Source organism: Mesorhizobium neociceri, from assembly GCF_013520985.1.
Classification (GTDB): Bacteria; Pseudomonadota; Alphaproteobacteria; order Rhizobiales; family Rhizobiaceae; genus Mesorhizobium; species Mesorhizobium neociceri.
Window position 1 is genome coordinate 51,115 of sequence record NZ_JACDTY010000007.1, and the last position, 21,239, is coordinate 72,353.

The window sequence follows — 21,239 nt, forward strand, 5'->3', positions numbered from 1 at the left end:
TTTAATGCCATACAGCTGGAGCGGATGATCCCTTTGTCATCGGATGGTTCGGTATCGATCGCGGGACGCTCTCCGGGGCTCGTCGCCGAGACCATCGAAGTCGTCGTCACGCTGCCGACCTTCAAGCGGCCGCAACTGCTCCTGGAAACGCTGGCGTCGCTGAAGGCGCAGCAAACCAGCCGGCGTTTCGCCGTTATCGTAATCGAGAACGAGGCCGAGGCGCGTGAAGGCGCCAAGGCGGCAGTGCCGCTGCTCGAGCGCGGCGATATCCAGGGCATGGTCATCGTCGCCCATGAGCGCGGCAATTGCAGCGCCTACAATGCCGGCTGGCAGACGGCGATCCTGCATTTCCCTGACTTTCGTCATCTGCTGGTCATCGACGATGACGAGATCGCCGATGCCGACTGGCTGGAGCGGATGTGCAAGGCGGCGGAGACGCTTGGCGCCCACATTGTCGGTGGGCCGCAAGTGCCGGTCTTTGCCGATCCGGCACACGCCAAATGGGCCGAGCACCCGGTGTTTGCGCCGCCCTATCGCGAGACTGGGTGCGTGGCCGCACTCTATTCCTCGGGGAACCTCCTGGTCGGGCGCAATGTGCTGACCGCCATGGGCCCGCCCTTCCTCGACCTGCGCTTCAATTTCATGGGTGGCGGCGATTCCGACTTCCTCAGCCGGTCGGCGCAGAAAGGGTTCGTGCTTGGCTGGTGCGCCGAGGCCAAGGTGCGCGAAGGCGTTCCGGCCAGGCGCGTCGAGGCCGACTGGATCCGTGCCCGCAGCCTGCGCAATGGTGTGATCTCGACCTTGGTTGAGAAAAAGAAACGCGCCGGCACACCGTTGGCCGGCGTCAAGGTGTTTGCGAAAAGCCTTGCGCTGCTGGTAGCCTCGCCCTTGCGTGGCGCACTCAAATTGGCGCGGACAGGATCGCTGTCGACGGCGCTCTACCCCGTCTATGTCGCGCTCGGCCGCGTGCTTGCCGAATTCGGATACGCCAATGAGCAATACAGGCAGCCTGAGAAGAACTGACGAGCTGTTGCTGGGCGGCATCGTCACCCGCGACGGTGTTGCGACGGCCATTGCCGCGCTGTTGTTTGCCGTCATCATCGTGTCGTTCCGGCCGTTTCAGCCGGCAGGTGCTGAACTGACCGGCGACGGCGGCGACATCGTCAACCAGCTTGGCTTCAGTTCGCTCGGCGCCATCTCGATCTTCTCACTGCTGACGTTCGCCGACCCCAAGGTGGTGCGCTCTCTGCTCAGTCCGTCCTGGATCCTGATGCTCGGCTTTTTCATGCTTTCGGTCATCAATGCGACCGACCCGTCCTCAGCGATGCGCGCGGCCTTCTTCACGCTGCTCGGCATTTTGACGATAGCGACGGTCCTGGTGCTGCCGCGCGACGCCGACAGTTTCTCGAAAGTCATCATCTTCTGCGCGATCGCGGTCATTGGCCTGTCCTATATCGGCCTCATCGTCTTTCCGCATGAAGCCCTGCACACGGCCGACTCGCAGGAGCCTGAACATGCGGGCCTGTGGCGCGGCGTCTTCGCCCACAAGAACATCGCCGGGCCGGTCATGGCCTGCTTCAGCTTCGCCGGCCTCTATCTCTTTCGGCGCGGGCAGCGGTTCTGGGGCGCGGCGATCTTCGGCGCGGCGATGGTCTTCATGCTGCACACCGGCTCCAAAACGACCGCAGGCCTGGTGCCGTTCTCGATCCTGATCGTGGTGCTGCCGGGCCTGATCGGCATGCGGTTCGGCACGCCGATCCTGTTTGCGCTGGCGATCATTGCCACGGCGGTCGGCACGCTCGGCATCGTCTTCATTCCGCCAGTCAAGGAACTGACGGCGACCTATTTCCCCGACCTCACCTATACCGGGCGCACAACGTTGTGGGAGTTCTCGGGCGCGATGCTGGCGAAGAAGCCCTGGACCGGCTACGGCTATGAAAGTTTTTGGGGAACACCGCTGCTGCTCAGCCAGGATCAGCCTTTCGACCGCCCCTGGGACATCAGGACCATCGTGCATGGCCATGACGGCTATCTCGACATCGCGGTGCTGATGGGCATCCCGGCGCTGTGCGTGGCGGTCTACACCTTCCTGATCGCGCCGCTGCGCGACTACATGCGCATCCCGCCGCGCAAGGAGAACATCTATCTCGGCGACTTCTTCATGATGGTGGTGCTGTTCACGGCGCTGAACGCTTTCCTCGAAAGCTTCTTCTTCCATCGCGGCGACCCTGTCTGGCTGTTTTTCGTGCTCGGCGTGCTTGGCTTGAGGCAAGTGTCGCTGCGGCCGATCGCGGTGCGCCGGCGAAATTGACCGGGCTGGCCTGATCTGGCCACCGCTGAGGGACTTCCCCGCTCGGACGGGAGCGTCTAAGGAGAAGCCTGTTTCGGAGGGCTCTCAATGACGATCAGGCTTGTTCTCGCCGGCTGCGGCAATATGGGTTACGCCATGCTGGCGGGCTGGTTGAAATCCGGCAAGCTTGCGCCGCAAGCCGTGTTCGTGGTCGAGCCCAATGCCGACCTGCGCAAGCGTGCAGAGCACCTTGGTTGCGGTGTCGCCGCGGACGCGAACGGAATCCCGGCCGAGGCCGAGCCCGACCTGATCGTCATCGCCGTAAAGCCGCAGGTTATCCGCGACGTCACCGCCGCCTACAAGCGCTTCGGCGACGGCAGAACCACCTTTGTCAGCATCGCCGCCGGCACGCCGGTCGCCACGTTCGAGCATATCCTCGGCCATCTCGCACCGATCATCCGCTGCATGCCGAACACGCCGGCGGCGATCGGCAAGGGCATGATGGTGGTCTATTCCAACCCGCTGGTTACCGACGATGTCAGGCGTTTCGTTGCCGAGCTGCTGTCGGCGAGCGGTGTGGTGACGACGATCGACGATGAAGGCCTGATGGATGCGGTGACGGCGGTTTCGGGATCCGGTCCGGCCTACATCTTCCACTTCATCGAGGCACTGACGGTTGCCGCCGAGAAGGCCGGGCTGCCGGCCGAGACCGCCAGGCTGCTGGCCATGCAGACCGTCTATGGCGCTGCCGCGCTCGCGGCCGAAAGCGGCGAGGAACCCGGGGTATTGCGCCAGCAGGTCACCAGCCCCAACGGCACCACAGCCGCAGCGCTTGCCGTGCTGATGGGCGAAGATCGGCTGACGAAACTGCTGACCGAGGCGGTAGAGGCAGCGCGGCTCAGGTCGATCGAACTCGGGAAGTAGATCTCAACCGACCCCGTACAGCATCTCGTCCTGCAGCTTGCGCAAGGCGTATAGCCTTGTCGTCTGGTCGGGCGTGGCGTTGTTCGCAGTTAGCAATTCGCCCTTCCTGACCGGTTTCAGCACCTTGCCGCCCTCAAGCAGGCCGACCGGCACCGCCCGGTGGGCGCGGGCCTCTTCAACGGTCATGGTCCAGGAGCGGTAGCAGGTCTCGCCAATGGCATCGAAGGTCTCGCCGGCGGCGAGATCACGCTTGGCGACCGCGCAGACTTCGGCGACCGGCTTTGGCAGCGGCACCATGTCGGGCCGGCCGTAGAGCATGATGCGCGCCGCCGTCAGCGGCACTTCCAGCGAGGTCAAATGATAGGGCCTGAAGAAGCTGTAATAGGGGCCGTGGCCGATATGCAGATCGTCCATGCGCTCGACGATGCGCGGATGCGTCGCTTCGACGATGACGAAGACGCCGGGCGCCACACCCTTGCCGATCGTGTAATCGACGACGCCCTTCTTCGACAGAATGCCGCCATCGGCGCGTGGAATGAGCACCTTGGCCAGCTGGTCGCGGTCGGCCTTCGGGCCATGCATGCCTGGCACATCCGGCACCAGGCCGGTGGCATTGGCGATGGCGCACATCTCGACCATGGTTTTCGAGCCGTCGACGAACTCGACCAGCATGCGCGGGTTCATATTGCGGCGGATCGCTTCCTCGCGATAGTCGTCCGGCACGGCATCGTGGTTGAGCGGATTGTTCTTGCCCTTGCCGGCCGAGACGATGGTGTAGCCGAGCGCAGAGGCGAACTCGATCAGCTCCATGCAGCTCGACGGCTCGTCGCCTGCGCCCACCGAATAGACGACGCCGAGCCGGTCGGCCTGCTGCTTGAGATAACAGCCGATGGTGACGTCGGCCTCGACATTCATCATCACCAGATGCTTGCCGTGTTCCATCGCCTTCAGGTCGAAATCGGCGGCGACGCCGGGTTTCCCGGTGGCGTCGATGACGACGTCGATCAGCGGATTGGTGACCAGCATCTCGTTCGAGGTGATGGCGATTTTTCCGGCCTCGATCGCCGCGGTGACTTTCGACGCGGCCTCGGCCTCGACCGCCATCGCCTCGTCGCCATAGGCAACGCGGATGGCGTCACGCGCCGTGTGCGGGCGGCGCGTCGAGATGGCGCAGACCTCGATGCCCGGCATCAGCATGCCTTGCGTGACCAGGTCGGTGCCCATTTCGCCGGAGCCGATGATGCCGATGCGTACCGGGCGGCCTTCGGCGGCGCGCCTGGCGAGATCGCGGGCCAGTCCGGTCAGGGCGACATTGGTCATATGCAAGCGTGTCCGCAATTTCTTGATTTGCAGGCGGAATAGCAGGGAACGGCCCTGCTTTGCCAACGAAACCGGCGGACAGCGGCAATTTCTCAGACAATACGCCCGGTCGAGCAGGAACAGGTGCGTCGTCAAACCACCCTGACGTAGCTCGTCATGCCGGTTTTTTGGTGCTCGATGATGTGGCAGTGCAGCAGCCAGTCGCCTTGATTGTCGGCGACGAAGCCGAGTTGCACCTTCTCATTGGGCTGGATGAGATAGGTGTCGGAAATGACAGGCTGCACCTGGCGGGTCGAGGACGACAGCACCTTGAAGCTCATGCCGTGCAGATGCATAGGATGCGATTGCGGCGTCAGATTCTCCATGTCGATGACATAGCTCTTGCCAAGCTTCAGTTCGGCCAAAGGGGCGGTCGGGTCCGGCGTGTCGCCTGGCCACGGCACCTTGTTGATGGCCCAGAAGCTGTAGCCGAGCGAGCCGCATATGCCATCGCTCGGGACGTTTTCCGCCGTGGCGCTGAGCGACAGGGCAATGTGTTTCGCGCTGCCGAGATCCACCTCCGCCACCGGATTGATCTCCAGGGGCGCGAGGTCGCGCAGATCGCGTTTGAGCGAGCTCCCTGTCGCCCGCAAGGTAGCCAGGGTTTTGGGCTTGGTGCCCCTGACATCGCCCAGGCTGACGATCGCGCCCTCCTCATCCGGCATGCGGATGGCGAGCTCCATGCGCTGTCCCGGCCCAAGCAGCAAGGCATCGGGCGAAAAACGCTGCGGCACCGGATTGCCGTCGAGCGCGATGACCGCGGCTTCTGCGCCCTCGACGCGAAAGGCGTAGATGCGGGTGACGTCGGTGATGGCAACCCGCAGCCGCACCAGCCCGCCGGCCGGCGCGTCAGATTGCGGCTGATCGAGCCAGTTGGCGGTGCGCACAGTGCCGTAGGTGCCGGTTTTCGCGGCATCGCGCGGGCGGAATTGCTGGATGAACTGGGCGTCGTCGCCAAGCCGCCAGTCGCGCAGATTGAGGACCGCTTCGGCATCGAATTTCGGATCGGCGGGATTTTCGACGACGATCACGCCGGTCAGGCCGTGGCCCATCTGCTCCAGCGTGTTGCAATGCGGGTGATACCAGAAGGTGCCGGCATCGGGCGGCGTGAAGGCGTAGTCGAAGTGATCGCCGGTATAGACATAGGGCTGGACCAGGAAGGGGACGCCGTCCATCTTGTTTGGGACGCGGATGCCGTGCCAGTGGATCGTCGTCGGATCGTCGATTCCGTTGACGAGCCGCGCGGCGAAGGGCTCGCCCTTTTTCATCCGCAGCACCGGCGGCATTCCGGATACACCATAGGTCAGCACGTCCCTGGTCTGGCCGACATCCATGAACTTCGCCTGGATCTTTGCCGTCTTGAGCACCACCGGCTCGGGCGTGGCCGCTGCCCAGCCGCCGAGCCGGCCCATGGCTCCAAGCCCGATGCCGCCCACGCCGGCAACCGCAGCCGTTTTCAAAAGCCTGCGGCGGGTGAGTAGGGTCATTGCAGGCTCCAACGGAAAGAACATTGCCGGCGCAAAAGCCGATACTGCCACATCGCATCTTTGTCATGCCATGGCGAGCCAGATGACATTTGTTTGCACTGTGGCGTGAACGCCGGGCCGGCTGCCATTCGTCCGCATGCCGGCTGCGGCGCTTGCGTGTCAGTTCAGCTCGGCCAGCAGCGCCTGTGCTTCGGCAAGGTTCTTTTCAGAGCCGGCAGCGAGATCGTATTTGTCGAGCTCAGCCGGGTCCTTGGGGATGTCAACGCCAAGCGCTTTCAACATGGCGTAGAGCGCGTCCATCGGTACGCCACCGTCGCGCGAGATGGTTTCGATCTGCCGGCGCTCCGGATCGGGCAGCGTCGAGATGGTCAGCAGCAACTGGCGCCGCTCGCGGAGGATGTCGCCTTCCTCGCCTTTCGGCTGCTCGGCGGGCGTGCCGAAATAGAGCAGCCGGCGCAGGCTTTCATTCACCCACGGCCGCTGCTGGCCGTTGGTCTTGAGATAGACCTCCTCGCCGATCATGCGCAAAACGGTGCCGAATTCCTCACCGCCGATATGGCGCAGATCGCCGCTGCATAGGGGCTGTTGCCGTCGGTCGGACCGTCCAGCGCCACCTTGCCGGGTTCGGCGGCAAAGCTGATGACCTGGCCAAGGCTGTCATCGGCCGACCCCTTGGCCTCGCCGCCGGCCTTCAGGGAAACCACACCGCGCATTTCGCCGAGACCGCCGGCGCTGATCGGCTTGCCCTTGTCACCTGGTGCCAGCTTCAGCAGCGTGCCGGGCGGAAACGGATCGTTGCGGCAGGCGTCGAGCAGCACGATGATAGGCGCGGCGCCCACTGGCTTTCAGCTTGCGAGCCGGTAGTGTTCAGCATGGCCGCCGGGTACGACAGTTCCGGCCTGACGGGCATTCACGGGAGGTTTGCGATGACAACGGATTACACGCCGAAATTCGATCTGGCCGGCAAGGTGGTGCTGGTTACCGGCGCCTCGCGTGGTATCGGCCGCGCCTGTGCGCTCGCCTGCGCCGGCTCCGGCGCCGACATGATCGTCGGCGTTCGCAGCAAGGCCGACGGGGCGGACCTCGTCTCCGAGATCGAGCGCATCGGCCGGCGGGCGCTGGCGGTGGAGATGGACTTGACCGATCTCGCCACGGTGCGAAAGGCCGTCGCCGAGGCGCACGCCGCCTTCAGCCGCATCGACGTTCTGGTCAACAATGTCGGGCTCGGGCCGGAAAACCTAGCCGAGAATGTCACCGAGGAAGATTTCGACCTGACGGTGAACGTCAACCTCAAGGGCACGTTCTTCACCACCCAGGCGGTGGCAAAGCTGATGATCGCGCAAAAATCCGGGCGCATCATCAACATCAGCTCGCAGGCCGGCACGGTGACGCTGAAGGGCGAAGCGATTTACTGCATGAGCAAGGCGGCGATCAATCATTTGACCCGCTGCTTGGCGGCGGAATGGGCGCAGCACAGAATAGCCGTCAACAGCGTGGCGCCGACCTTCATCTGGACCGACGGCACGCGGCCCTCGCTGGCCGAGGCGGATTTCCACGCGCATGTGCTGGGCCACATCCCGCTCGGCCGCATCGGCGACCCGATCGACGTCGCGGGAACCGTGGTGTTCCTGGCGTCGCCGGCGGCCTCGCTGATCACCGGCGCCAACATCCTTGTCGATGGCGGCTGGTCGGTGGCGTGAATCGCCGGCCGTGCCTGGAATTGCTTATTTGATCACGATCGTCGCGTTCGGGATCTTGACGCCGTTGCTGCCCGGGAAGGACGCGCCAAGAAACGCCTTCATGTCGTCGATGATGGCAATGACGCGCTTGCGGCTGTCGACAAAGTTGATGTCGTCGGTAGCGATTGCAAGCTTCGTCGCCGGATTGATGCAGCCGATCGACGACAGGAAGCCGCGACCCGGATGCATCAGGATCCCGACCCGTTTGCCGGTCGGCGACAGCAGCAGGCCGGGGCGCTTGAGCGCGGCCGGATTGACGTTCGAGGTGTAACCGATCGTCACATATTTGGCACCGGCTTGCGTGAACAGATTGTAGGTGCCGGCCTCGACACAACGATTGTTGCCGGCAGTTCCGTATCGCCTGGCCCCTTCGTTTCGGCAGTCACGCCGGAAAGACCGGCTACTTTGACGCCGTCGTGAAAGACTTCGTACTTCCCGACTGTTCTGCGCTTCGGGCTCCTTGTCTGCTCGCCGGTCCGCGTAATTCTCAACTCCCAATTCTTAGCCATTTCGCCCTCCCTGCCCTGTTAAGATCGTTGCGCAATACATCAATAAATTCGAGTGCATCGACAATGATGTGTTGCCGATCTCGATTGCTACAGAGAAATGTTGCTTCCAGACTGTGAGTTTGTTCACTCCAGACCAGGAACTTTTCCGCTGAACGCGGGCTGAAGCGAAGACACGAGTGGCCAGGAACGACTTGCGATCGTCGAACACCGTGCCATGAGCTCGGATGCGGCACGTCCCGCATGCCGCCGTGCAAGGCTGAAGCCCATTATCAAACGGCCGTTCTGAAACGAAGCCAGCCGCCATTCTCACGACGCTGATAGGCGTCATGGTCGAATGGCTTTGCCCGACGCTGTCCGGGCCTTTAATGCTATCCATGACACGAAGCGAAGCGCTGTATTGTTACGGGCATAATGTGGATCGCATCTATTTGACCGAAGGTGCAGGCGGCGCCAAGCCATGGCAGAGCATTGCCGACAGCCTTGCCTGCGCCTGGACGGTCCGCCGCACGATGATCGATTTCCTTGCCCGTACGTCGTACAAATTCACCGGCAACGCCGTCGTGACCGCTAATGCATTCACCGAGCGCGGCGTCATGCAAATCGGCGCTCATGCGATGCCGGCGAGTAGAGCCTACAAGCTCGAGCGGCGCGGCCACTTAATCGTGATACTTCGTGCCGACGGCAGCGAATTCATCGAGCTCGAGCCGAAGGCAACACAGAACGTCCAGCATCATTGCGGCGCCGATGTCTATGCCGGGCGCTTCTTGTTTCGCGGCCCCGACGAATGGGCCGAGGCGTGGCGGGTCAAGGGTCCGCGGAAGAATTACGCGAGCCTCAGCCGGTTTCGTCGCCTAGATGCCGGAGATCGGCCATAGGCCGGCATGTCGCCGGCTATGATTTCAAGGATTCCTGAGATTGGACGCGCGAAACCTCTTCCAGGTAATTGATAAAGACCCGGACTTTCGCAGGCAGGAATTTCCGGCTGAGATAGATTGCGTAGAGACTGAAGCCCGTCATGCTCCAGCCCTCCAGGATCGGCACCAGTCTGCCGGTGGCAATATCATCATCGACGATGAATGACGGGCCCAGGACGATGGCGAGGCCTTGAACGGCGAGCTCGCGCAGGACATCGCCGTTGTTGGCGCGAACGATTGGACTGACGCGCACCGATGTTGCTTGGCCTTGCCGGTCAACCAGGTTCCAGCTCTCACCTGTCGATAGGTAGGAGTAGCTAAGCGTCTGGTGGTGCGTGAGATCGGAAGGCACAGCGGGGCAGCCGTGCCGCTTGAGATAGTCCGGGGAAGCACAAATCACCATGGCCACGGGTGCCAGCCGTCGGGAGATGACGTTGGTCGTTGCCGGTTGCAGCCCGATGCGCAGGGCAACGTCGACGCCCTCGGTGGCGAGATCGACCATTCGGTCGGTCAGGTCGACGTCGAGGCGCAGATCCGGGTGGCGGACAATGAACCCCGGCAGCCATTTCGACAGCCTGATGATGCCGAAGGAAAGCGGCGCGCTGATCCGCAACAGGCCGGACGGTGACGTGGCACTTTCGCCGGCGATCGCTTCGGCTTCGGCGACGTCGCTCAGGATCTGCTGCGCCCGGCCGAAGAACTGCTGACCGGCATCGGTCATGGACAGGCGGCGCGTCGTGCGGTTGAGCAGCCTTGTGCTGAGATGGTCTTCCAGGGCGGCGACATGGCGTGAGACGGCGGCGTTGGAGGTGTCCAGCTTGGCGGCGGCGGCGACCAGGCTGCGTGCCTCCACCACGGCCACATACACCTGCATCGCCCTGATCAGATCCATCGCATCATTATTCCATTTTCCGTAACAATCTTCCTTTATCGCCATTTATCTCGATTATCAAGTTGAATACCACTCCACCAAGGCGCCGCTGGTGGCGCCGGTTCAACCCTCAAATCGAAAGATGCCATCATGAAAGTCGCGGTTATCGGATCGGGCAATATGGGCTCGTCCTTCGTCAAGCAGCTCTCCAAGGCTGGTCATTCCGTCACTGTTTCCAGCCGCAATGCAGCCTCCGCCGAAGCTGTCGCGAAGACCCATGGCGCGGTTGTGATCGACCCTGCCAAACTCGGTGAAGCCGAAATCATCATCCTGGCGACAGGAGCCGGCGATGCCGTTCCCGCCCTCAAGGCCGCCGGCAAGCTCGACGGCAAGATCGTCGTCGACATCACCAACCCGCTGACCCCGGACTATATGGGCCTGACCATCGGTTATTCGACGTCGAGCGCCGAAGAAATCGCCACAGCAGTTCCCGGCGTACGGCTGGTGAAGGGCTTCAACACCATCTTTGCGCAGTTGCTCGATGCCGGAGCGGCTCTTCCGGGCGGCGGCAAGGCTACCGTTTTCCTGGCCTCGGACGACGGGACGCCAAGGCCACCGTCACCAAGCTTACGGCATCCATGGGCTTCTCGGTTGTCGATGCCGGCCCGTTGAAAAACGCCCGTTATCTTGAGCCGCTGGCCGGTCTCAACATCTACCTGGCCTACGGCGCGGGCCTCGGCACGGCGATTTCGCCGACCTTCGTCGCTGCCGCCTGACCCTCACCGTGAACCAACAAGGACAACTGCCATGAACAACTTCATCGCCAAATCCGCTCTCGCCCTTGCCGTGACCGGCCTTCTCGCCACAAGTGCAGGCGCCGATACGCTTTGGGAAAACCCGGCCACGCCGGCGCCAGCCCCGGAAGTCCAGGCACCCGAGGTCGAGAACAACCTCAAGATATTCGATACGCTCGACTTCGACGTGTTCTCGAACCAGAAATGGGATCGCCTGGGCGAAAGCCATTCCAAGGATATCGTGGTGACCTGGCCCGATGGCCATGAGACCAAGGGGATCGAAAAGCACATAGCGGACCTCAAGACCCTGTTCGTGTGGGCTCCCGATACCGCGATCAAGGAGCATCCGATCCGCTTCGGTTCGGGAACGTGGACCACCGCGCAAGGCGTGATGTCGGGTACATTCACAAAGCCGATGCCGACGGCTGATGGCGGCGCCATCCAGCCCACGGGCAAACGCTACGCGCTCGGCATGGTGACCATCGGCCACTGGAAGAACGGCACCATGGATCACGAATGGCTGTTCTGGGACAACCAGGACCTGACGAAACAGCTTGGCCTAGGCAAGTAGATCACGAGGTCATGACCTCGTAGATCCGGTCGGAGAGTGTGAGGCCCCATGCGTAGAGAGTAGAACGTCCCTCAAGAAACCCCGGCTCTGCCGGGGTTTCGCTTCATGGAAAACAGACAGGCCTGCCGCCGTTCGGCTCAGCGGTCGGCTTCAATCGTCTGCGCAAGGCAGCACAGCGGCGGTCAGGCCATCTTTGCCATTATCTTGGCCATATCCGCCGCGTCGAACGCTCTCAATGTCTGGGTTCTGATGTTGCCTAGCGATGCGATCGATAAGGCAAGTGCGGTCGCAGCAATGTCGTCGTCGGCTTCGGCAATCGCCACAACATCATGTTGACCAAGCGTCCACAACAGGGTGTGAACCTTGATGCCGTTCTTGCTGGCCATCGCCTTGAAGGCCTCAGCACGTTTCTGAGTATCCTTTATGCTCTTGATGCCTTGATCTGTGAAATTTGACAGCAATACGTAATAAGCCATTTGTTCCTCCCATGGTGGGAGCGGGCGGGCACTCACGGCGCGTCCGCCGTCTCCCGGAAATACGATAACACGAGTCAGGTGCGCGAACCACTTGGGCAAGGAAGGCCATGATCGCCGTTGGATGGTCGCGACTGCCCCCGGGAAGTTTCTTCAGCGCGGCGCGGCGGTCAGCTCGGAGGGGCGTTCGAAGTTACGTCTTTCCTGCCATGGCAGGACGAAGGTCCTTCGGAATGACCGGCCGAGCGTAGTAGCGGCCGTCGCGGAATAAGAAATACCGATTGGCTCCGGCCATGACGCTTGCAACCATTTGTTACGAATTTTGTAACAAGACAATGGATGCAATGCCTTGCAAATCAAGGGCTTCAATGATTTCAGGGAGATAGGCTGGTGCTGCGAGAGAGGATTGAACTCTCGACCTCTCCCTTACCAAGGGAGTGCTCTACCACTGAGCTACCGCAGCCGCTGATGGCGGGGCTTCTGCCATATCGAACCGGCAAGCGCAAGGCATCTGTGAAAGGCTTTGCCAGACAAGTTTCGCTGACAAGCCGGCGCCACAATGCTAGCTATCCCTGAACGGCGGGCCGCCTGGCCGCCGGATGGGACAAAATAATGAACGACACGGCAATTCCACCGAAAAAAGGCGGGACCAGCCGCAAGGATCGGCTGGCAGAGCAGTTGCGCGCCAATCTCATGAAGCGCAAGACGCAGGCGCGTTCGCGGCGCACCGGTGAGCCCGACAAGCGGCCAGAAGGCCTGCCGACTGCTGAAAAAATGCACAAGGACTGACCGATATCGGCCACACTGGGCCGCCACCTTGGCCAAAGGGGCCAAGAAATCCTATTTCTTGAACCAAGCCGGCCAATGGTCTAGACGGGCCGATACTCAAACTGACGAAAACCGGCCTTTCGGGCCGAGGGGACATTCTCTCATGGATCGCATCAGAATTGTCGGCGGCAACAAGCTCGCCGGAAGCATTCCGATTTCGGGCGCGAAAAACGCAGCCCTACCGCTGATGATCGCGTCGCTGCTCACCGACGACACGCTGACGCTGGAAAACGTGCCGCATCTGGCCGATGTCGAGCAGCTGATCCGCATCCTCGGCAATCATGGCGTTGACTATTCGGTCAACGGCCGCCGCGAAAAGCAGAATGAAGGCTATTCGCGCACCATCAATTTCTCGGCCCGCAACATCGTCGACACCACCGCGCCTTACGAGCTGGTGTCGAAGATGCGGGCGTCGTTCTGGGTGATCGGCCCGCTGCTGGCCCGCATGGGCGAGGCGAAAGTGTCGCTGCCCGGCGGTTGCGCCATCGGCACGCGGCCGGTCGATCTGTTCCTCGAAGGCCTGCAGGCGCTGGGCGCCGACATCGATGTCGACACCGGCTATGTGCTGGCCAAGACCAGGAATGGCCGCCTTGTCGGCAACCGTTATATCTTCCCGAAAGTCTCGGTCGGCGCCACCCATGTGCTGATGATGGCGGCGGCGCTCGCCAAGGGCGAAACGGTGCTGGAAAACGCCGCCTGCGAGCCCGAGATCGTCAACCTCGCAGAATGCCTCAACGCCATGGGCGCCAGGATCTCCGGCGCCGGCACGCCGACCATCACCATCGACGGCGTCGAATCGCTGTCGGGCGCGCGCGTTCGCGTCATCCCCGACCGCATCGAGACCGGCACCTATGCCATGGCGGTGGCCATGACTGGCGGCGACGTGGTGCTGGAAGGTGCCCGCCCCGAGCTGCTGCAGACCGCGCTGGACGTGATTGCGCAGACCGGCACCGAAATCACGCCGACCAATTCCGGCATCCGCGTGCGGCACAACGGCGCCGGCATTTCGCCGGTCGACGTGATGACGGCGCCCTTCCCGGCCTTCCCGACCGATCTGCAGGCGCAGTTCATGGGCCTGATGACCATGGCCAAGGGCAAGTCGCGCATCACCGAGACCATCTTCGAAAACCGCTTCATGCACGTGCAGGAGCTGGCCCGTCTCGGCGCCCACATCACGCTGTCGGGCCAGACGGCGATCGTCGACGGTGTGTCGAAGCTGAAGGGCGCACCGGTCATGGCGACCGACCTGCGCGCTTCGGTGTCGCTGGTCATTGCCGGTCTCGCGGCCGAAGGCGAGACGACGGTCAACCGCGTCTACCACCTCGACCGCGGTTTTGAGCGGCTGGAAGAAAAGCTCTCCAACTGCGGCGCGGTGATCGAGCGGATTTCGGCGTAGATTTCGCAAGGGCGGCGCCGCCCCTCATCTGCCTGCCGACATCTTCTCCCCGTATAGTGACGGGGAGAAGGGGCTGCCCGCAGTGTCGGCTCTCTTTCTGCAACACCAGATGTTAGCGAAATCCTTGGTGAAGGCGTCCTTCTCCCCGTCACTATACGGGGAGAAGTGCCCAGCAGGGCGATGAGGGGCAGCGCAAACCTGCAGCCATTGGCGCGGTTGCACGGATCGCCAAGACCGCCTAACAGAAGGCTGAAACCAACTTTCAGGTGTGCATCCGGAATGGCAGCCCTCAAACTCATTGCGCTCGACGATCAGGATCTGAGCATCGTCTCGGCCCACGTCCAGGACGCCGTGATGAAGGTCTCAGACCTCGAATACCTGCCTTCGGCCAAGCGTTTCCTGCTGACCATGAACCGCTTCGTCTGGGAGGCCAAGTCCGGGCTGTTCAGCCAGCACAATGAGCGGCGCCAGGCGGTGCTGCATTTCGACCGCGTGCTCGGCGCCAAAACCAGCGGCATTGCCCGCGACCGGCCGGCCGAGGTGCTGTCGCTCTTGGCAATCAGCTTTGTCGAGATCAGCAAGCCGGCAGGCATTGTCGAGCTGGTCTTTTCCGGCGGCGGCGCGATCATGCTCGACGTCGAATGCATCGAGGCGCGGCTTGCCGATATAGGCGGCGCGTGGGAAGCCACCTCACGTCCGCTGCACAGGGGCTAGAGTATGATCCCAAAAAGTGGGTACCGGTTTTTGGAAAAGATCATGCTCCAACAAAAGGTTAGATCATGGTGAGATTTCAACGAAATCTCACCATGATCTAGAGCGCAGCCGATGGCCATCACGCTCCGCCAGTCCGACGCCGGTTTCGAACAGCGTTTCGCCGCCTTCCTGACCACCAAGCGGGAAGTGTCGGAGGACGTCGACACCACCGTGCGCGCCATTATTGCGCGCGTGCGCGCCGAGGGCGATGCGGCGCTGATCGACTATTCCAGGAAATTCGACCGTGCCGACCTCGACAGGCTCGGCATTGCCGTCTCCAGGGACGATATCGCTCAGGCCTACAAAGAAGCTGATCCGCACACGGTCGAGGCGCTGAAGTTTGCCCGTGACCGCATCCGATCCCATCACGAACGACAAATGCCCAAGGACGATCGCTATACCGATGCCGCCGGCGTCGAGCTGGGATCGCGCTGGACGGCGATCGAGGCGGTCGGGCTCTATGTGCCCGGCGGCACGGCGAGCTATCCGAGCTCGGTGCTGATGAATGCCGTGCCGGCCAAGGTGGCCGGCGTCGAGCGCATCGTCATCGTCGTGCCGGCGCCGGGCGGCGTCATCAATCCGCTGGTGCTGGTGGCGGCCGACATGGCTGGCGTTTCAGAGATTTATCGCGTCGGCGGCGCGCAGGCGATCGCGGCCCTTGCCTATGGCACCGAAACAATACAGCCGGTCGCCAAGATCGTCGGGCCCGGCAATGCCTATGTCGCGGCCGCCAAGCGCCAGGTGTTCGGCACGGTCGGCATCGACATGATCGCCGGCCCGTCGGAAGTGCTGGTCGTCGCCGACGGCAGCAACGATCCCGACTGGATCGCCGCCGATCTTCTGGCCCAGGCCGAGCATGACGTGTCGGCACAGTCGATCCTGATCACCGACGATCCCGCGTTTGGCAAGGCCGTCGAACAGGCGGTCGAGCGCCAGCTGCAGAGCCTGCCGCGCGCCGAGACGGCAGCCGCCAGCTGGCGCGATTTCGGCGCCGTGATCCTGGTGAAGACCATCGAGGCGTCGCTGCCACTGGTCGACCGCATCGCCGCCGAGCATGTCGAGCTTGCCATCGACGATGCCGAGGGTTTCCTGGCGAAAATGCGCAATGCAGGCGCAGTGTTTCTTGGCCGCCATACGCCCGAAGTCATCGGCGACTATGTCGGCGGCTCCAACCATGTGCTGCCGACGGCGCGTTCGGCGCGGTTCTCGTCGGGCCTGTCGGTGCTCGATTTCGTCAAGCGCACCTCGATCCTGAAGCTCGGGCCGGAGCAGCTGAGGGCGCTGGCGCCGGCGGCGATTGCGCTGGCCAAGGCGGAAGGCCTCGACGCGCATGGCCGCTCCGTCGCCATCCGGCTGAACATGTAGGCGGCGATGGCGGACGGCGATCCAATCCGCGCAAGACTGATCGACGTCGAACTCGACGAATCGATCGGCCGTTCGACGCCCGATGTCGAACATGAGCGCGCGGTCGCGATCTTCGACCTGATCGAGGAAAACAGCTTTCAGCCGGTCAATGATGACGGCGCCGGTCCCTATCGGCTAAAACTGTCGCTGGCCGAATCCCGGCTGGTGTTTGCGGTCGCCCGCGAGGATGGTGCGGCCGTCGTCACCCACATCCTGTCGCTGACGCCGCTCAGGCGCATCGTCAAGGACTACTATTTGATCTGCGAAAGCTATTACGACGCCATCCGCTCCTCCACGCCGAGCCATATCGAGGCGATCGACATGGGCCGGCGCGGTCTGCACAATGAGGGCTCGCAGACGCTGATGGACCGGCTTGCCGGCAAGATCGACATCGACTTCGACACGGCGCGACGGCTTTTCACGCTGGTCTGCGTGCTGCACTGGCGGGGGTGATCAGGATGACGTTTCGTTGAATCGCCATCCTGATCTAACTCTTTGCTGGAGCATGATCTCTGGACAAAACGGTTTCCGTTTTGTCCGAGAAAACCGGTTCCCACTTTTCGGGATCATGCTCTAGTGGCTGCGGCGCCCCGCTCTATCCTGTTTTTGTGCGGCATGAACGCCGTGCGCTCGCCGATGGCCGAGCAGCTGGCGCGGCGCATGCTGCCGCCGGCCACTTTCGTTGCCTCTGCCGGCTTGCACAGGGGCGAGCGCGATCCGTTTGTCGATGCGGTGCTGGCCGAAGAAGGCCTGACGCTGGGCGAGCGCCAGCCGAGAGCAATGGACGATCTCGAGGACGACTATTTCGACCTGATCGTCACGCTGGCGCCGGAGGCGCACCATGCCGCGCTCGAACTCACCCGCTCGCTCGCCGTCGACGTCGAATACTGGCCGATGCCAGACCCGACCGATGCCGGCGGCAGGCGCGAGCAGATCATGGCCGCCTATCGCGACGTGCGCGAACGGCTGAAAGCGCGGATATCTAGACGTTTTCTGCTTCCAAAGGCAAAAAACGCGGCGGATTAAGCGTGTTCACAAGCGAACGATTATCATATAGGTTCCGCCGAAATTCCGGCCTGGGCGCTCCAGGACGCCGGAACTGCCATCCAAGCAAAGGTATCGAATGCCGAAGGAAGAAGTCCTCGAGTTTCCGGGTGTCGTGACGGAATTGTTGCCGAACGCGATGTTCCGGGTGAAGCTCGAAAACGAACACGAAATCATCGCCCATACGGCCGGCCGCATGCGCAAGAACCGCATCCGCGTGCTGACCGGCGACAAGGTCCTGGTCGAGATGACGCCCTATGACCTGACCAAGGGCCGCATCACCTACCGTTTCAAGTAACAGCCGGCTGTAACCAGAATGAGCATTTTGCAAAAGCTGGTGCTTGCTTCTGGTTCACCGCGTCGGATCGAACTGTTGCAGCAGGCCGGCATCGAGCCGGACCGCGTGCTGCCGGCCGATGTCGACGAAACGCCGCTGCGCGCTGAACATCCGCGCTCGCTGGCCAAGCGGCTGTCGAAGGAAAAGGCCGAGAAGGCGCTGGCCTCGCTGAAAGGCGAGGAAGACTATGCGCCGGGCTTCGTGCTGGCCGCCGATACGGTGGTCGCTGTGGGACGCCGCATCCTGCCCAAGGCCGAGACGCTGGATGACGCCGCCAATTGCCTCGGGCTGTTGTCCGGCCGTTCGCACCGGGTCTATTCCGGCATCTGCCTGATCACGCCGGGCGGCAAACTGCGCCAAAGGCTGGTTGAATCGAGGGTTCGCTTCAAGCGGCTGCCGCGCGAGGAGATCGACGCCTATGTTGCGTCGGGCGAATGGCGCGGCAAGGCCGGCGGCTATGCTGTGCAGGGCCTGGCCGGTTCCTTCGTCGTCAAGCTGGTCGGTTCCTACACCAACATCGTCGGCCTGCCGCTCTACGAGACGGTGGCGTTGCTTTCGGGCGAAGGCTTCAAGATCCACACCAGCTGGCACACCGCGCGGCCATGAGCCTGGACGACAAGGTCACGCCGCTGCGCCCGAAGCGCCCTTGCCCCGAATGCGGCAAGCCATCGGCGCGCGACACCTATCCCTTCTGTTCGAAGCGCTGCAAGGACATCGACCTCAACCGCTGGCTGAAAGGCGCCTATGTCATCACCGCGCGCGATGATGAGGATGAGGCAGACGAGCCGAAGTAGAGTTTGGGCGGCAGCATTGCAGCCATTCCCCCTTCGCCCCGTTCACGGGGAGAAGGTGCCGGCAGGCGGATGAGGGGCGGCGCAGGCCGGGACAATTCACTTTGCCGACCAGTGCAATTGCTGCTTTGCCGACGCCGATCGAACCCCGTCACGTGTCCGCGACAATTGCCCCGGAAAATCGGCGCTTAGGCGCTGGACAGGCCGGATTCCCGTGCTATAACCCACGCGCTTTCAAGGGGTGCCCACGGCGCTTTCCTGAAATCCGGTCAGCGATATCTCGTTTGCCGGCGAGGCCCAGATAGCTCAGTTGGTAGAGCAGCGGACTGAAAATCCGCGTGTCGGTGGTTCGAATCCGCCTCTGGGCACCAGCACCTTTCAGGCCCGTTGATTCTACGAGGTTTTTCCCCTCGTTTTGTCCAGCCGTCTCACACCACCCCGTTTTTCTGGACACTTTTGTTCTCGTTTTCCTCGCCGATATCGGGGTCAGCGAGCAGGTTCACCGCGCTTTTCGCGATGACCTTTTGCCGCGCCGCCTTGGTGTAGCGCGTCACCTCTTTCGATGTCTGATGGCCTGTCATCGACATGATCTGGTGTTCGGTGGCGCCGCGGTCCGCCATACGGCTCGACGCCGCCTTCCTGAGACCGTGCGCGCTACATTGCGGCAGATCGGCCTCATCGCACCTCTTCCGGAACCAGTTGCCAAAACCGTTTCCTGTGAAGCCCCGGCCGAACTCCGTGACAAGAAACGTCAGATCCCCGCACGGGCTGTTGTCGATGGTGAACTGTAGATTGGGATGGATCGGAATCTCAAGCGAGATCGGTTTTCTGTTCCGGCCCTTGTACTGTGTGAAATGCAGCACGCCCTTGCGGACGTGCTGTTTCCCGAACAGCACGACATCGCTGCGGCGCTGCAGAGTGTAGAGCAGCAGGTCGAGTGCCAAGCGCGCCTTGGTGCCGACAGGATGGCGCTTCTCGAACTGCTCGACTTCCTCGATCGTCCATGAATGGAAGCCTTCGGACCCGGACTTGAAGTAGGCGATATCACGCGCGGGGTTGACGGTGACCAGATCGACCTCGGGCAGGCATGCCCATTTGAAGACTTGGCGCAACGCCTTGATGCGGCCGTTGGCGGCTTCCTTCAGATCAGCCTTGCGGTCGCGAAGCGCGCGCACCGCTTTTGCAGTGAAGACCGGCAGCGGCATATCCTCGAACAGTTTTGAGCCACCCGGCTTCGTCGGCTCCGCCCAGCAGGATTCGAGAATCAACCGGCGGACCTGCCGTGTCTTCGGATCGAGGTGCTTGAACTCGGCTGACGCATAATATTGCTCGCAGAGCCAGCGGAATGTTCCCTTGCCGGCGAGCTTCGGCCCGGTGGCCTCAATTTTGATCTCGCCGCGCAGCGCCTGGTAATAGACCGTGTTGAACTCGTCGGTGCCGGGAACACCGGGCAACGGGATTTTCTTCGCCTTGCCACGTCGGAAATAGAACCGGAGGACGCCATCGGTGTGGTCCTCTACGATATATTTCTGTGCGAACTTCCTCGGCATCAGGTCTCGACGTCCCACTCCCCGCCGCTGTCGTTGCCCCCACCTGGCAGCAGATCGAAGGCTCGATCGACGGCGCGGAGATCCCATACGGTCCTGCTATTTATAGCCTTCGGCCGTGGCATCCGTCCATCTTGGACCATTTCGTCAAACAATGTCGGGCCCACCCCGACATATTCCGCGGCTTCGAGCCGCGACAAACCGCGTGGCGCCAGCGATGGTGGGAGGACGTGCTGCCGCTTGCCCATTAGACGTCGAAGCCTTCCAGCCAAAGCCGGTAGAGCTTGTCGATCTCGCGGTAGATCCCGGCTGCAACCTCTTCATGGTCGAGGTCGACACGGCTGCTGATGCCACATTGCGTCTTAAGCCAGGCGGCTGCCTCGTCGGCTGACCCAACACCCACGTGATACCGCTTCAGGATGAAGGTCCAGAAGCCCTTTTCACCACAGGCGATCGCGGCGCGCTGCGCCAGCGGACCGCCCTTCCGTGGTGGTGGTTCCGCCGGCGTTTCGGCTGGCGTGTTAATTTCCGCGACCTCATCAGAAGCGGCCTCGCCGCGGCCTTCGATGGTGTATTCATAGGCGCCGATGCGGAAGGTGGTATTGGCTGGCCCAAGGATATCGATGATCAGCTCGTCGCCATCGATGTCGACAATGTAGCCTTCACCGTCGGTGGCCTCCTTGCCGACCAGCTGTTCGATCGCCTGGTGGAGTGGGATGGTGAAGCGGTGGATCAACGTTGGGTTCATTTGCGTCCCCGCTTCTGCGCCGGCAATTTGGTATATCGGCCCGCCTTGATCGCTTCCTCGATCGCAGCGTCGTCGACAAGGACCGTCGTCTGGTTGGCACCGCGCAGCTCAGGACGGGCCATGGCGCCCTCACGACGCGCCTTCAGAGACCGGAAGTCGGTCTTGCGTTTGCTCACAGCCCGACCTCCTCAAGAAAGGTTTCCAGCCCGGCCGGCTTATCCGGCGCCAGCAAGGGCGCCTTGATGTAGGCATCCCAATGCGTACTGAGCTTGATGGAGACTCGCTCGCGGATCGCCCGCATCCGAAAGATCTTCAGTTCGTCAGAGGTGCGAGCGATGCGCCGGTCCCACTTTCTGATCTGGCGCCAGAAGCCGCGATGTTCCTTGCGGGTCGTCTCCGGCAGCAATCGGAAGCATTTCCCGCAGATGATCTCACCGCCACCTTGGTCTGGCTTGAACGT

At 62.4% G+C, this 21,239-nt stretch carries 28 protein-coding genes and 2 tRNA genes; 17 read left to right on the top strand and 13 right to left on the bottom strand.

Annotation, left to right across the window (positions count from 1 at the left end; all coding sequences use genetic code 11):
• Positions 1-24 precede the first annotated feature (24 nt).
• The 3 genes from H0241_RS15630 to proC all read left to right on the top strand — a co-directional run bounded on the left by H0241_RS15630 (position 25) and on the right by proC (position 3,214).
• Positions 25-1,023, top strand: coding sequence for a glycosyltransferase family 2 protein (locus H0241_RS15630; RefSeq protein ID WP_181058566.1), 999 nt, complete (start codon positions 25-27; stop codon positions 1,021-1,023).
• Positions 992-2,311, top strand: coding sequence for an O-antigen ligase family protein (locus tag H0241_RS15635; protein WP_181058567.1), 1,320 nt, complete (start codon positions 992-994; stop codon positions 2,309-2,311). The genes H0241_RS15630 and H0241_RS15635 overlap by 32 nt, the downstream gene beginning before the upstream one ends.
• Positions 2,312-2,398: 87 nt before the next feature.
• Positions 2,399-3,214 (top strand): pyrroline-5-carboxylate reductase, encoded by an 816-nt coding sequence (gene proC, locus H0241_RS15640; protein ID WP_181058568.1) that lies wholly within the window; start codon positions 2,399-2,401, stop codon positions 3,212-3,214.
• A 3-nt stretch (positions 3,215-3,217) separates the two neighbouring features.
• Here the strand turns inward: proC and H0241_RS15645 are convergent, their stop codons facing one another.
• From H0241_RS15645 to H0241_RS15660, 4 genes are all read right to left on the bottom strand, one after another.
• Positions 3,218-4,534: an NAD(P)H-dependent oxidoreductase gene (locus H0241_RS15645; RefSeq protein ID WP_181058569.1), complete on the bottom strand. Its 1,317-nt coding sequence runs from the start codon at positions 4,532-4,534 to the stop codon at positions 3,218-3,220.
• A gap of 131 nt (positions 4,535-4,665) precedes the next feature.
• Complete coding sequence (locus H0241_RS15650) at positions 4,666-6,060, bottom strand: multicopper oxidase family protein (RefSeq protein WP_181058570.1); 1,395 nt, start codon at positions 6,058-6,060, stop codon at positions 4,666-4,668.
• A gap of 159 nt (positions 6,061-6,219) precedes the next feature.
• Entirely contained in the window at positions 6,220-6,588 is a 369-nt protein-coding gene (locus H0241_RS15655) for a hypothetical protein (protein ID WP_181058571.1), read from the bottom strand.
• Complete coding sequence (locus tag H0241_RS15660; protein WP_181058572.1) at positions 6,579-6,899, bottom strand: caspase family protein; 321 nt, start codon at positions 6,897-6,899, stop codon at positions 6,579-6,581. Before H0241_RS15660 ends, H0241_RS15655 begins: the two co-directional genes overlap by 10 nt.
• A gap of 87 nt (positions 6,900-6,986) precedes the next feature.
• On the opposite strand from H0241_RS15660, the gene H0241_RS15665 reads away from it, so the two are divergent.
• A complete protein-coding gene (locus tag H0241_RS15665; RefSeq protein WP_181058573.1) occupies positions 6,987-7,760 on the top strand; it encodes an SDR family NAD(P)-dependent oxidoreductase in 774 nt (257 codons plus the stop codon).
• 24 nt (positions 7,761-7,784) lie between these two features.
• On the opposite strand, the gene H0241_RS35410 is transcribed toward H0241_RS15665, so the two are convergent.
• The gene (locus H0241_RS35410; RefSeq protein ID WP_210284944.1) at positions 7,785-8,081 is read right to left on the bottom strand and encodes a hypothetical protein; all 297 of its coding nucleotides are present in this window, start codon (positions 8,079-8,081) and stop codon (positions 7,785-7,787) included.
• Positions 8,082-8,634: 553 nt separating this feature from the next.
• Between H0241_RS35410 and H0241_RS15675 the strand changes: the two genes are divergently transcribed.
• On the top strand, positions 8,635-9,183 hold the full coding sequence (locus H0241_RS15675; protein WP_181058574.1) for a DUF6314 family protein: 549 nt from the start codon (positions 8,635-8,637) through the stop codon (positions 9,181-9,183).
• Between the two features lie 16 nt (positions 9,184-9,199).
• Here the strand turns inward: H0241_RS15675 and H0241_RS15680 are convergent, their stop codons facing one another.
• Positions 9,200-10,159, bottom strand: coding sequence for a LysR family transcriptional regulator (locus H0241_RS15680; RefSeq protein ID WP_181058575.1), 960 nt, complete (start codon positions 10,157-10,159; stop codon positions 9,200-9,202).
• An 84-nt stretch (positions 10,160-10,243) separates the two neighbouring features.
• Here H0241_RS15680 and H0241_RS15685 point away from each other — a divergent pair, with 84 nt between their 5' ends.
• Entirely contained in the window at positions 10,244-10,765 is a 522-nt protein-coding gene (locus H0241_RS15685; RefSeq protein WP_210284945.1) for an NADPH-dependent F420 reductase, read from the top strand.
• Positions 10,766-10,900: 135 nt separating this feature from the next.
• Entirely contained in the window at positions 10,901-11,458 is a 558-nt protein-coding gene (locus tag H0241_RS15690) for an ester cyclase (RefSeq protein WP_181058576.1), read from the top strand.
• 182 nt (positions 11,459-11,640) lie between these two features.
• Here H0241_RS15690 and H0241_RS15695 read toward each other — a convergent pair whose 3' ends face one another.
• Both H0241_RS15695 and H0241_RS15700 read right to left on the bottom strand, forming a co-directional pair.
• Positions 11,641-11,934 carry a GYD domain-containing protein gene (locus tag H0241_RS15695; protein WP_142869763.1) on the bottom strand — a complete coding sequence of 98 codons (294 nt, stop codon included), beginning with the start codon at positions 11,932-11,934 and terminating at the stop codon, positions 11,641-11,643.
• 385 nt (positions 11,935-12,319) lie between these two features.
• Positions 12,320-12,394: transfer RNA gene (locus H0241_RS15700), tRNA-Thr, on the bottom strand.
• Positions 12,395-12,543: 149 nt separating this feature from the next.
• On the opposite strand from H0241_RS15700, the gene H0241_RS15705 reads away from it, so the two are divergent.
• From H0241_RS15705 to H0241_RS15750, 10 genes are all read left to right on the top strand, one after another.
• Positions 12,544-12,720 (top strand): hypothetical protein, encoded by a 177-nt coding sequence (locus tag H0241_RS15705; protein ID WP_181058577.1) that lies wholly within the window; start codon positions 12,544-12,546, stop codon positions 12,718-12,720.
• Positions 12,721-12,862: 142 nt separating this feature from the next.
• The gene (gene murA, locus H0241_RS15710) at positions 12,863-14,155 is read left to right on the top strand and encodes a UDP-N-acetylglucosamine 1-carboxyvinyltransferase (protein WP_181058578.1); all 1,293 of its coding nucleotides are present in this window, start codon (positions 12,863-12,865) and stop codon (positions 14,153-14,155) included.
• 279 nt (positions 14,156-14,434) lie between these two features.
• Positions 14,435-14,869 carry a DUF2948 family protein gene (locus tag H0241_RS15715; RefSeq protein WP_181058579.1) on the top strand — a complete coding sequence of 145 codons (435 nt, stop codon included), beginning with the start codon at positions 14,435-14,437 and terminating at the stop codon, positions 14,867-14,869.
• Between the two features lie 111 nt (positions 14,870-14,980).
• Complete coding sequence (gene hisD, locus H0241_RS15720; RefSeq protein ID WP_181058580.1) at positions 14,981-16,273, top strand: histidinol dehydrogenase; 1,293 nt, start codon at positions 14,981-14,983, stop codon at positions 16,271-16,273.
• Positions 16,274-16,279: 6 nt separating this feature from the next.
• Positions 16,280-16,765 carry a UPF0262 family protein gene (locus tag H0241_RS15725; protein WP_181058581.1) on the top strand — a complete coding sequence of 162 codons (486 nt, stop codon included), beginning with the start codon at positions 16,280-16,282 and terminating at the stop codon, positions 16,763-16,765.
• Positions 16,766-16,888: 123 nt separating this feature from the next.
• Positions 16,889-17,338 carry an arsenate-mycothiol transferase ArsC gene (locus H0241_RS15730; RefSeq protein ID WP_181058582.1) on the top strand — a complete coding sequence of 150 codons (450 nt, stop codon included), beginning with the start codon at positions 16,889-16,891 and terminating at the stop codon, positions 17,336-17,338.
• 97 nt (positions 17,339-17,435) lie between these two features.
• A complete protein-coding gene (gene infA / locus H0241_RS15735; protein WP_006200926.1) occupies positions 17,436-17,654 on the top strand; it encodes a translation initiation factor IF-1 in 219 nt (72 codons plus the stop codon).
• Positions 17,655-17,672: 18 nt separating this feature from the next.
• Positions 17,673-18,299 carry a Maf-like protein gene (locus H0241_RS15740; protein WP_181058583.1) on the top strand — a complete coding sequence of 209 codons (627 nt, stop codon included), beginning with the start codon at positions 17,673-17,675 and terminating at the stop codon, positions 18,297-18,299.
• Positions 18,296-18,487, top strand: coding sequence for a DNA gyrase inhibitor YacG (gene yacG, locus H0241_RS15745; protein WP_181058584.1), 192 nt, complete (start codon positions 18,296-18,298; stop codon positions 18,485-18,487). Before H0241_RS15740 ends, yacG begins: the two co-directional genes overlap by 4 nt.
• Positions 18,488-18,779: 292 nt before the next feature.
• A tRNA-Phe gene (locus tag H0241_RS15750) sits at positions 18,780-18,855 on the top strand.
• Between the two features lie 57 nt (positions 18,856-18,912).
• On the opposite strand, the gene H0241_RS15755 is transcribed toward H0241_RS15750, so the two are convergent.
• Genes H0241_RS15755 through H0241_RS15770 form a run of 5 tightly spaced genes read right to left on the bottom strand, consistent with a single transcriptional unit; the run spans position 18,913 to position 21,185 of the window.
• Positions 18,913-20,034, bottom strand: a complete 1,122-nt coding sequence (locus tag H0241_RS15755) for a tyrosine-type recombinase/integrase (protein WP_181058585.1) — start codon at positions 20,032-20,034, stop codon at positions 18,913-18,915.
• On the bottom strand, positions 20,034-20,279 hold the full coding sequence (locus H0241_RS35640; protein ID WP_235984301.1) for a helix-turn-helix transcriptional regulator: 246 nt from the start codon (positions 20,277-20,279) through the stop codon (positions 20,034-20,036). Before H0241_RS35640 ends, H0241_RS15755 begins: the two co-directional genes overlap by 1 nt.
• A complete protein-coding gene (locus tag H0241_RS15760) occupies positions 20,279-20,779 on the bottom strand; it encodes a hypothetical protein (protein ID WP_181058586.1) in 501 nt (166 codons plus the stop codon). The genes H0241_RS35640 and H0241_RS15760 overlap by 1 nt, the downstream gene beginning before the upstream one ends.
• Positions 20,776-20,955: a hypothetical protein gene (locus H0241_RS15765; protein WP_181058587.1), complete on the bottom strand. Its 180-nt coding sequence runs from the start codon at positions 20,953-20,955 to the stop codon at positions 20,776-20,778. The genes H0241_RS15760 and H0241_RS15765 overlap by 4 nt, the downstream gene beginning before the upstream one ends.
• Complete coding sequence (locus H0241_RS15770) at positions 20,952-21,185, bottom strand: hypothetical protein (RefSeq protein WP_210284946.1); 234 nt, start codon at positions 21,183-21,185, stop codon at positions 20,952-20,954. The genes H0241_RS15765 and H0241_RS15770 overlap by 4 nt, the downstream gene beginning before the upstream one ends.
• Between the last annotated feature and the right edge of the window lie 54 nt (positions 21,186-21,239).

Bases quoted from the DNA above. Each gene is read 5' to 3' on its own strand.
- H0241_RS15630 (WP_181058566.1), top strand. From the start codon at position 25: ATGATCCCTTTGTCATCGGATGGTTCGGTATCGATCGCGGGACGCTCT.
- H0241_RS15635 (WP_181058567.1), top strand. From the start codon at position 992: ATGAGCAATACAGGCAGCCTGAGAAGAACTGACGAGCTGTTGCTGGGC.
- proC (WP_181058568.1), top strand. From the start codon at position 2,399: ATGACGATCAGGCTTGTTCTCGCCGGCTGCGGCAATATGGGTTACGCC.
- H0241_RS15645 (WP_181058569.1), bottom strand. From the start codon at position 4,534: ATGACCAATGTCGCCCTGACCGGACTGGCCCGCGATCTCGCCAGGCGC.
- H0241_RS15650 (WP_181058570.1), bottom strand. From the start codon at position 6,060: ATGACCCTACTCACCCGCCGCAGGCTTTTGAAAACGGCTGCGGTTGCC.
- H0241_RS15665 (WP_181058573.1), top strand. From the start codon at position 6,987: ATGACAACGGATTACACGCCGAAATTCGATCTGGCCGGCAAGGTGGTG.
- H0241_RS15675 (WP_181058574.1), top strand. From the start codon at position 8,635: ATGGTCGAATGGCTTTGCCCGACGCTGTCCGGGCCTTTAATGCTATCC.
- H0241_RS15680 (WP_181058575.1), bottom strand. From the start codon at position 10,159: ATGGCGATAAAGGAAGATTGTTACGGAAAATGGAATAATGATGCGATG.
- H0241_RS15685 (WP_210284945.1), top strand. From the start codon at position 10,244: ATGAAAGTCGCGGTTATCGGATCGGGCAATATGGGCTCGTCCTTCGTC.
- H0241_RS15690 (WP_181058576.1), top strand. From the start codon at position 10,901: ATGAACAACTTCATCGCCAAATCCGCTCTCGCCCTTGCCGTGACCGGC.
- H0241_RS15695 (WP_142869763.1), bottom strand. From the start codon at position 11,934: ATGGCTTATTACGTATTGCTGTCAAATTTCACAGATCAAGGCATCAAG.
- H0241_RS15705 (WP_181058577.1), top strand. From the start codon at position 12,544: ATGAACGACACGGCAATTCCACCGAAAAAAGGCGGGACCAGCCGCAAG.
- murA (WP_181058578.1), top strand. From the start codon at position 12,863: ATGGATCGCATCAGAATTGTCGGCGGCAACAAGCTCGCCGGAAGCATT.
- H0241_RS15715 (WP_181058579.1), top strand. From the start codon at position 14,435: ATGGCAGCCCTCAAACTCATTGCGCTCGACGATCAGGATCTGAGCATC.
- hisD (WP_181058580.1), top strand. From the start codon at position 14,981: ATGGCCATCACGCTCCGCCAGTCCGACGCCGGTTTCGAACAGCGTTTC.
- H0241_RS15725 (WP_181058581.1), top strand. From the start codon at position 16,280: ATGGCGGACGGCGATCCAATCCGCGCAAGACTGATCGACGTCGAACTC.
- infA (WP_006200926.1), top strand. From the start codon at position 17,436: ATGCCGAAGGAAGAAGTCCTCGAGTTTCCGGGTGTCGTGACGGAATTG.
- H0241_RS15740 (WP_181058583.1), top strand. From the start codon at position 17,673: ATGAGCATTTTGCAAAAGCTGGTGCTTGCTTCTGGTTCACCGCGTCGG.
- yacG (WP_181058584.1), top strand. From the start codon at position 18,296: ATGAGCCTGGACGACAAGGTCACGCCGCTGCGCCCGAAGCGCCCTTGC.
- H0241_RS15755 (WP_181058585.1), bottom strand. From the start codon at position 20,034: ATGCCGAGGAAGTTCGCACAGAAATATATCGTAGAGGACCACACCGAT.
- H0241_RS35640 (WP_235984301.1), bottom strand. From the start codon at position 20,279: ATGGGCAAGCGGCAGCACGTCCTCCCACCATCGCTGGCGCCACGCGGT.
- H0241_RS15760 (WP_181058586.1), bottom strand. From the start codon at position 20,779: ATGAACCCAACGTTGATCCACCGCTTCACCATCCCACTCCACCAGGCG.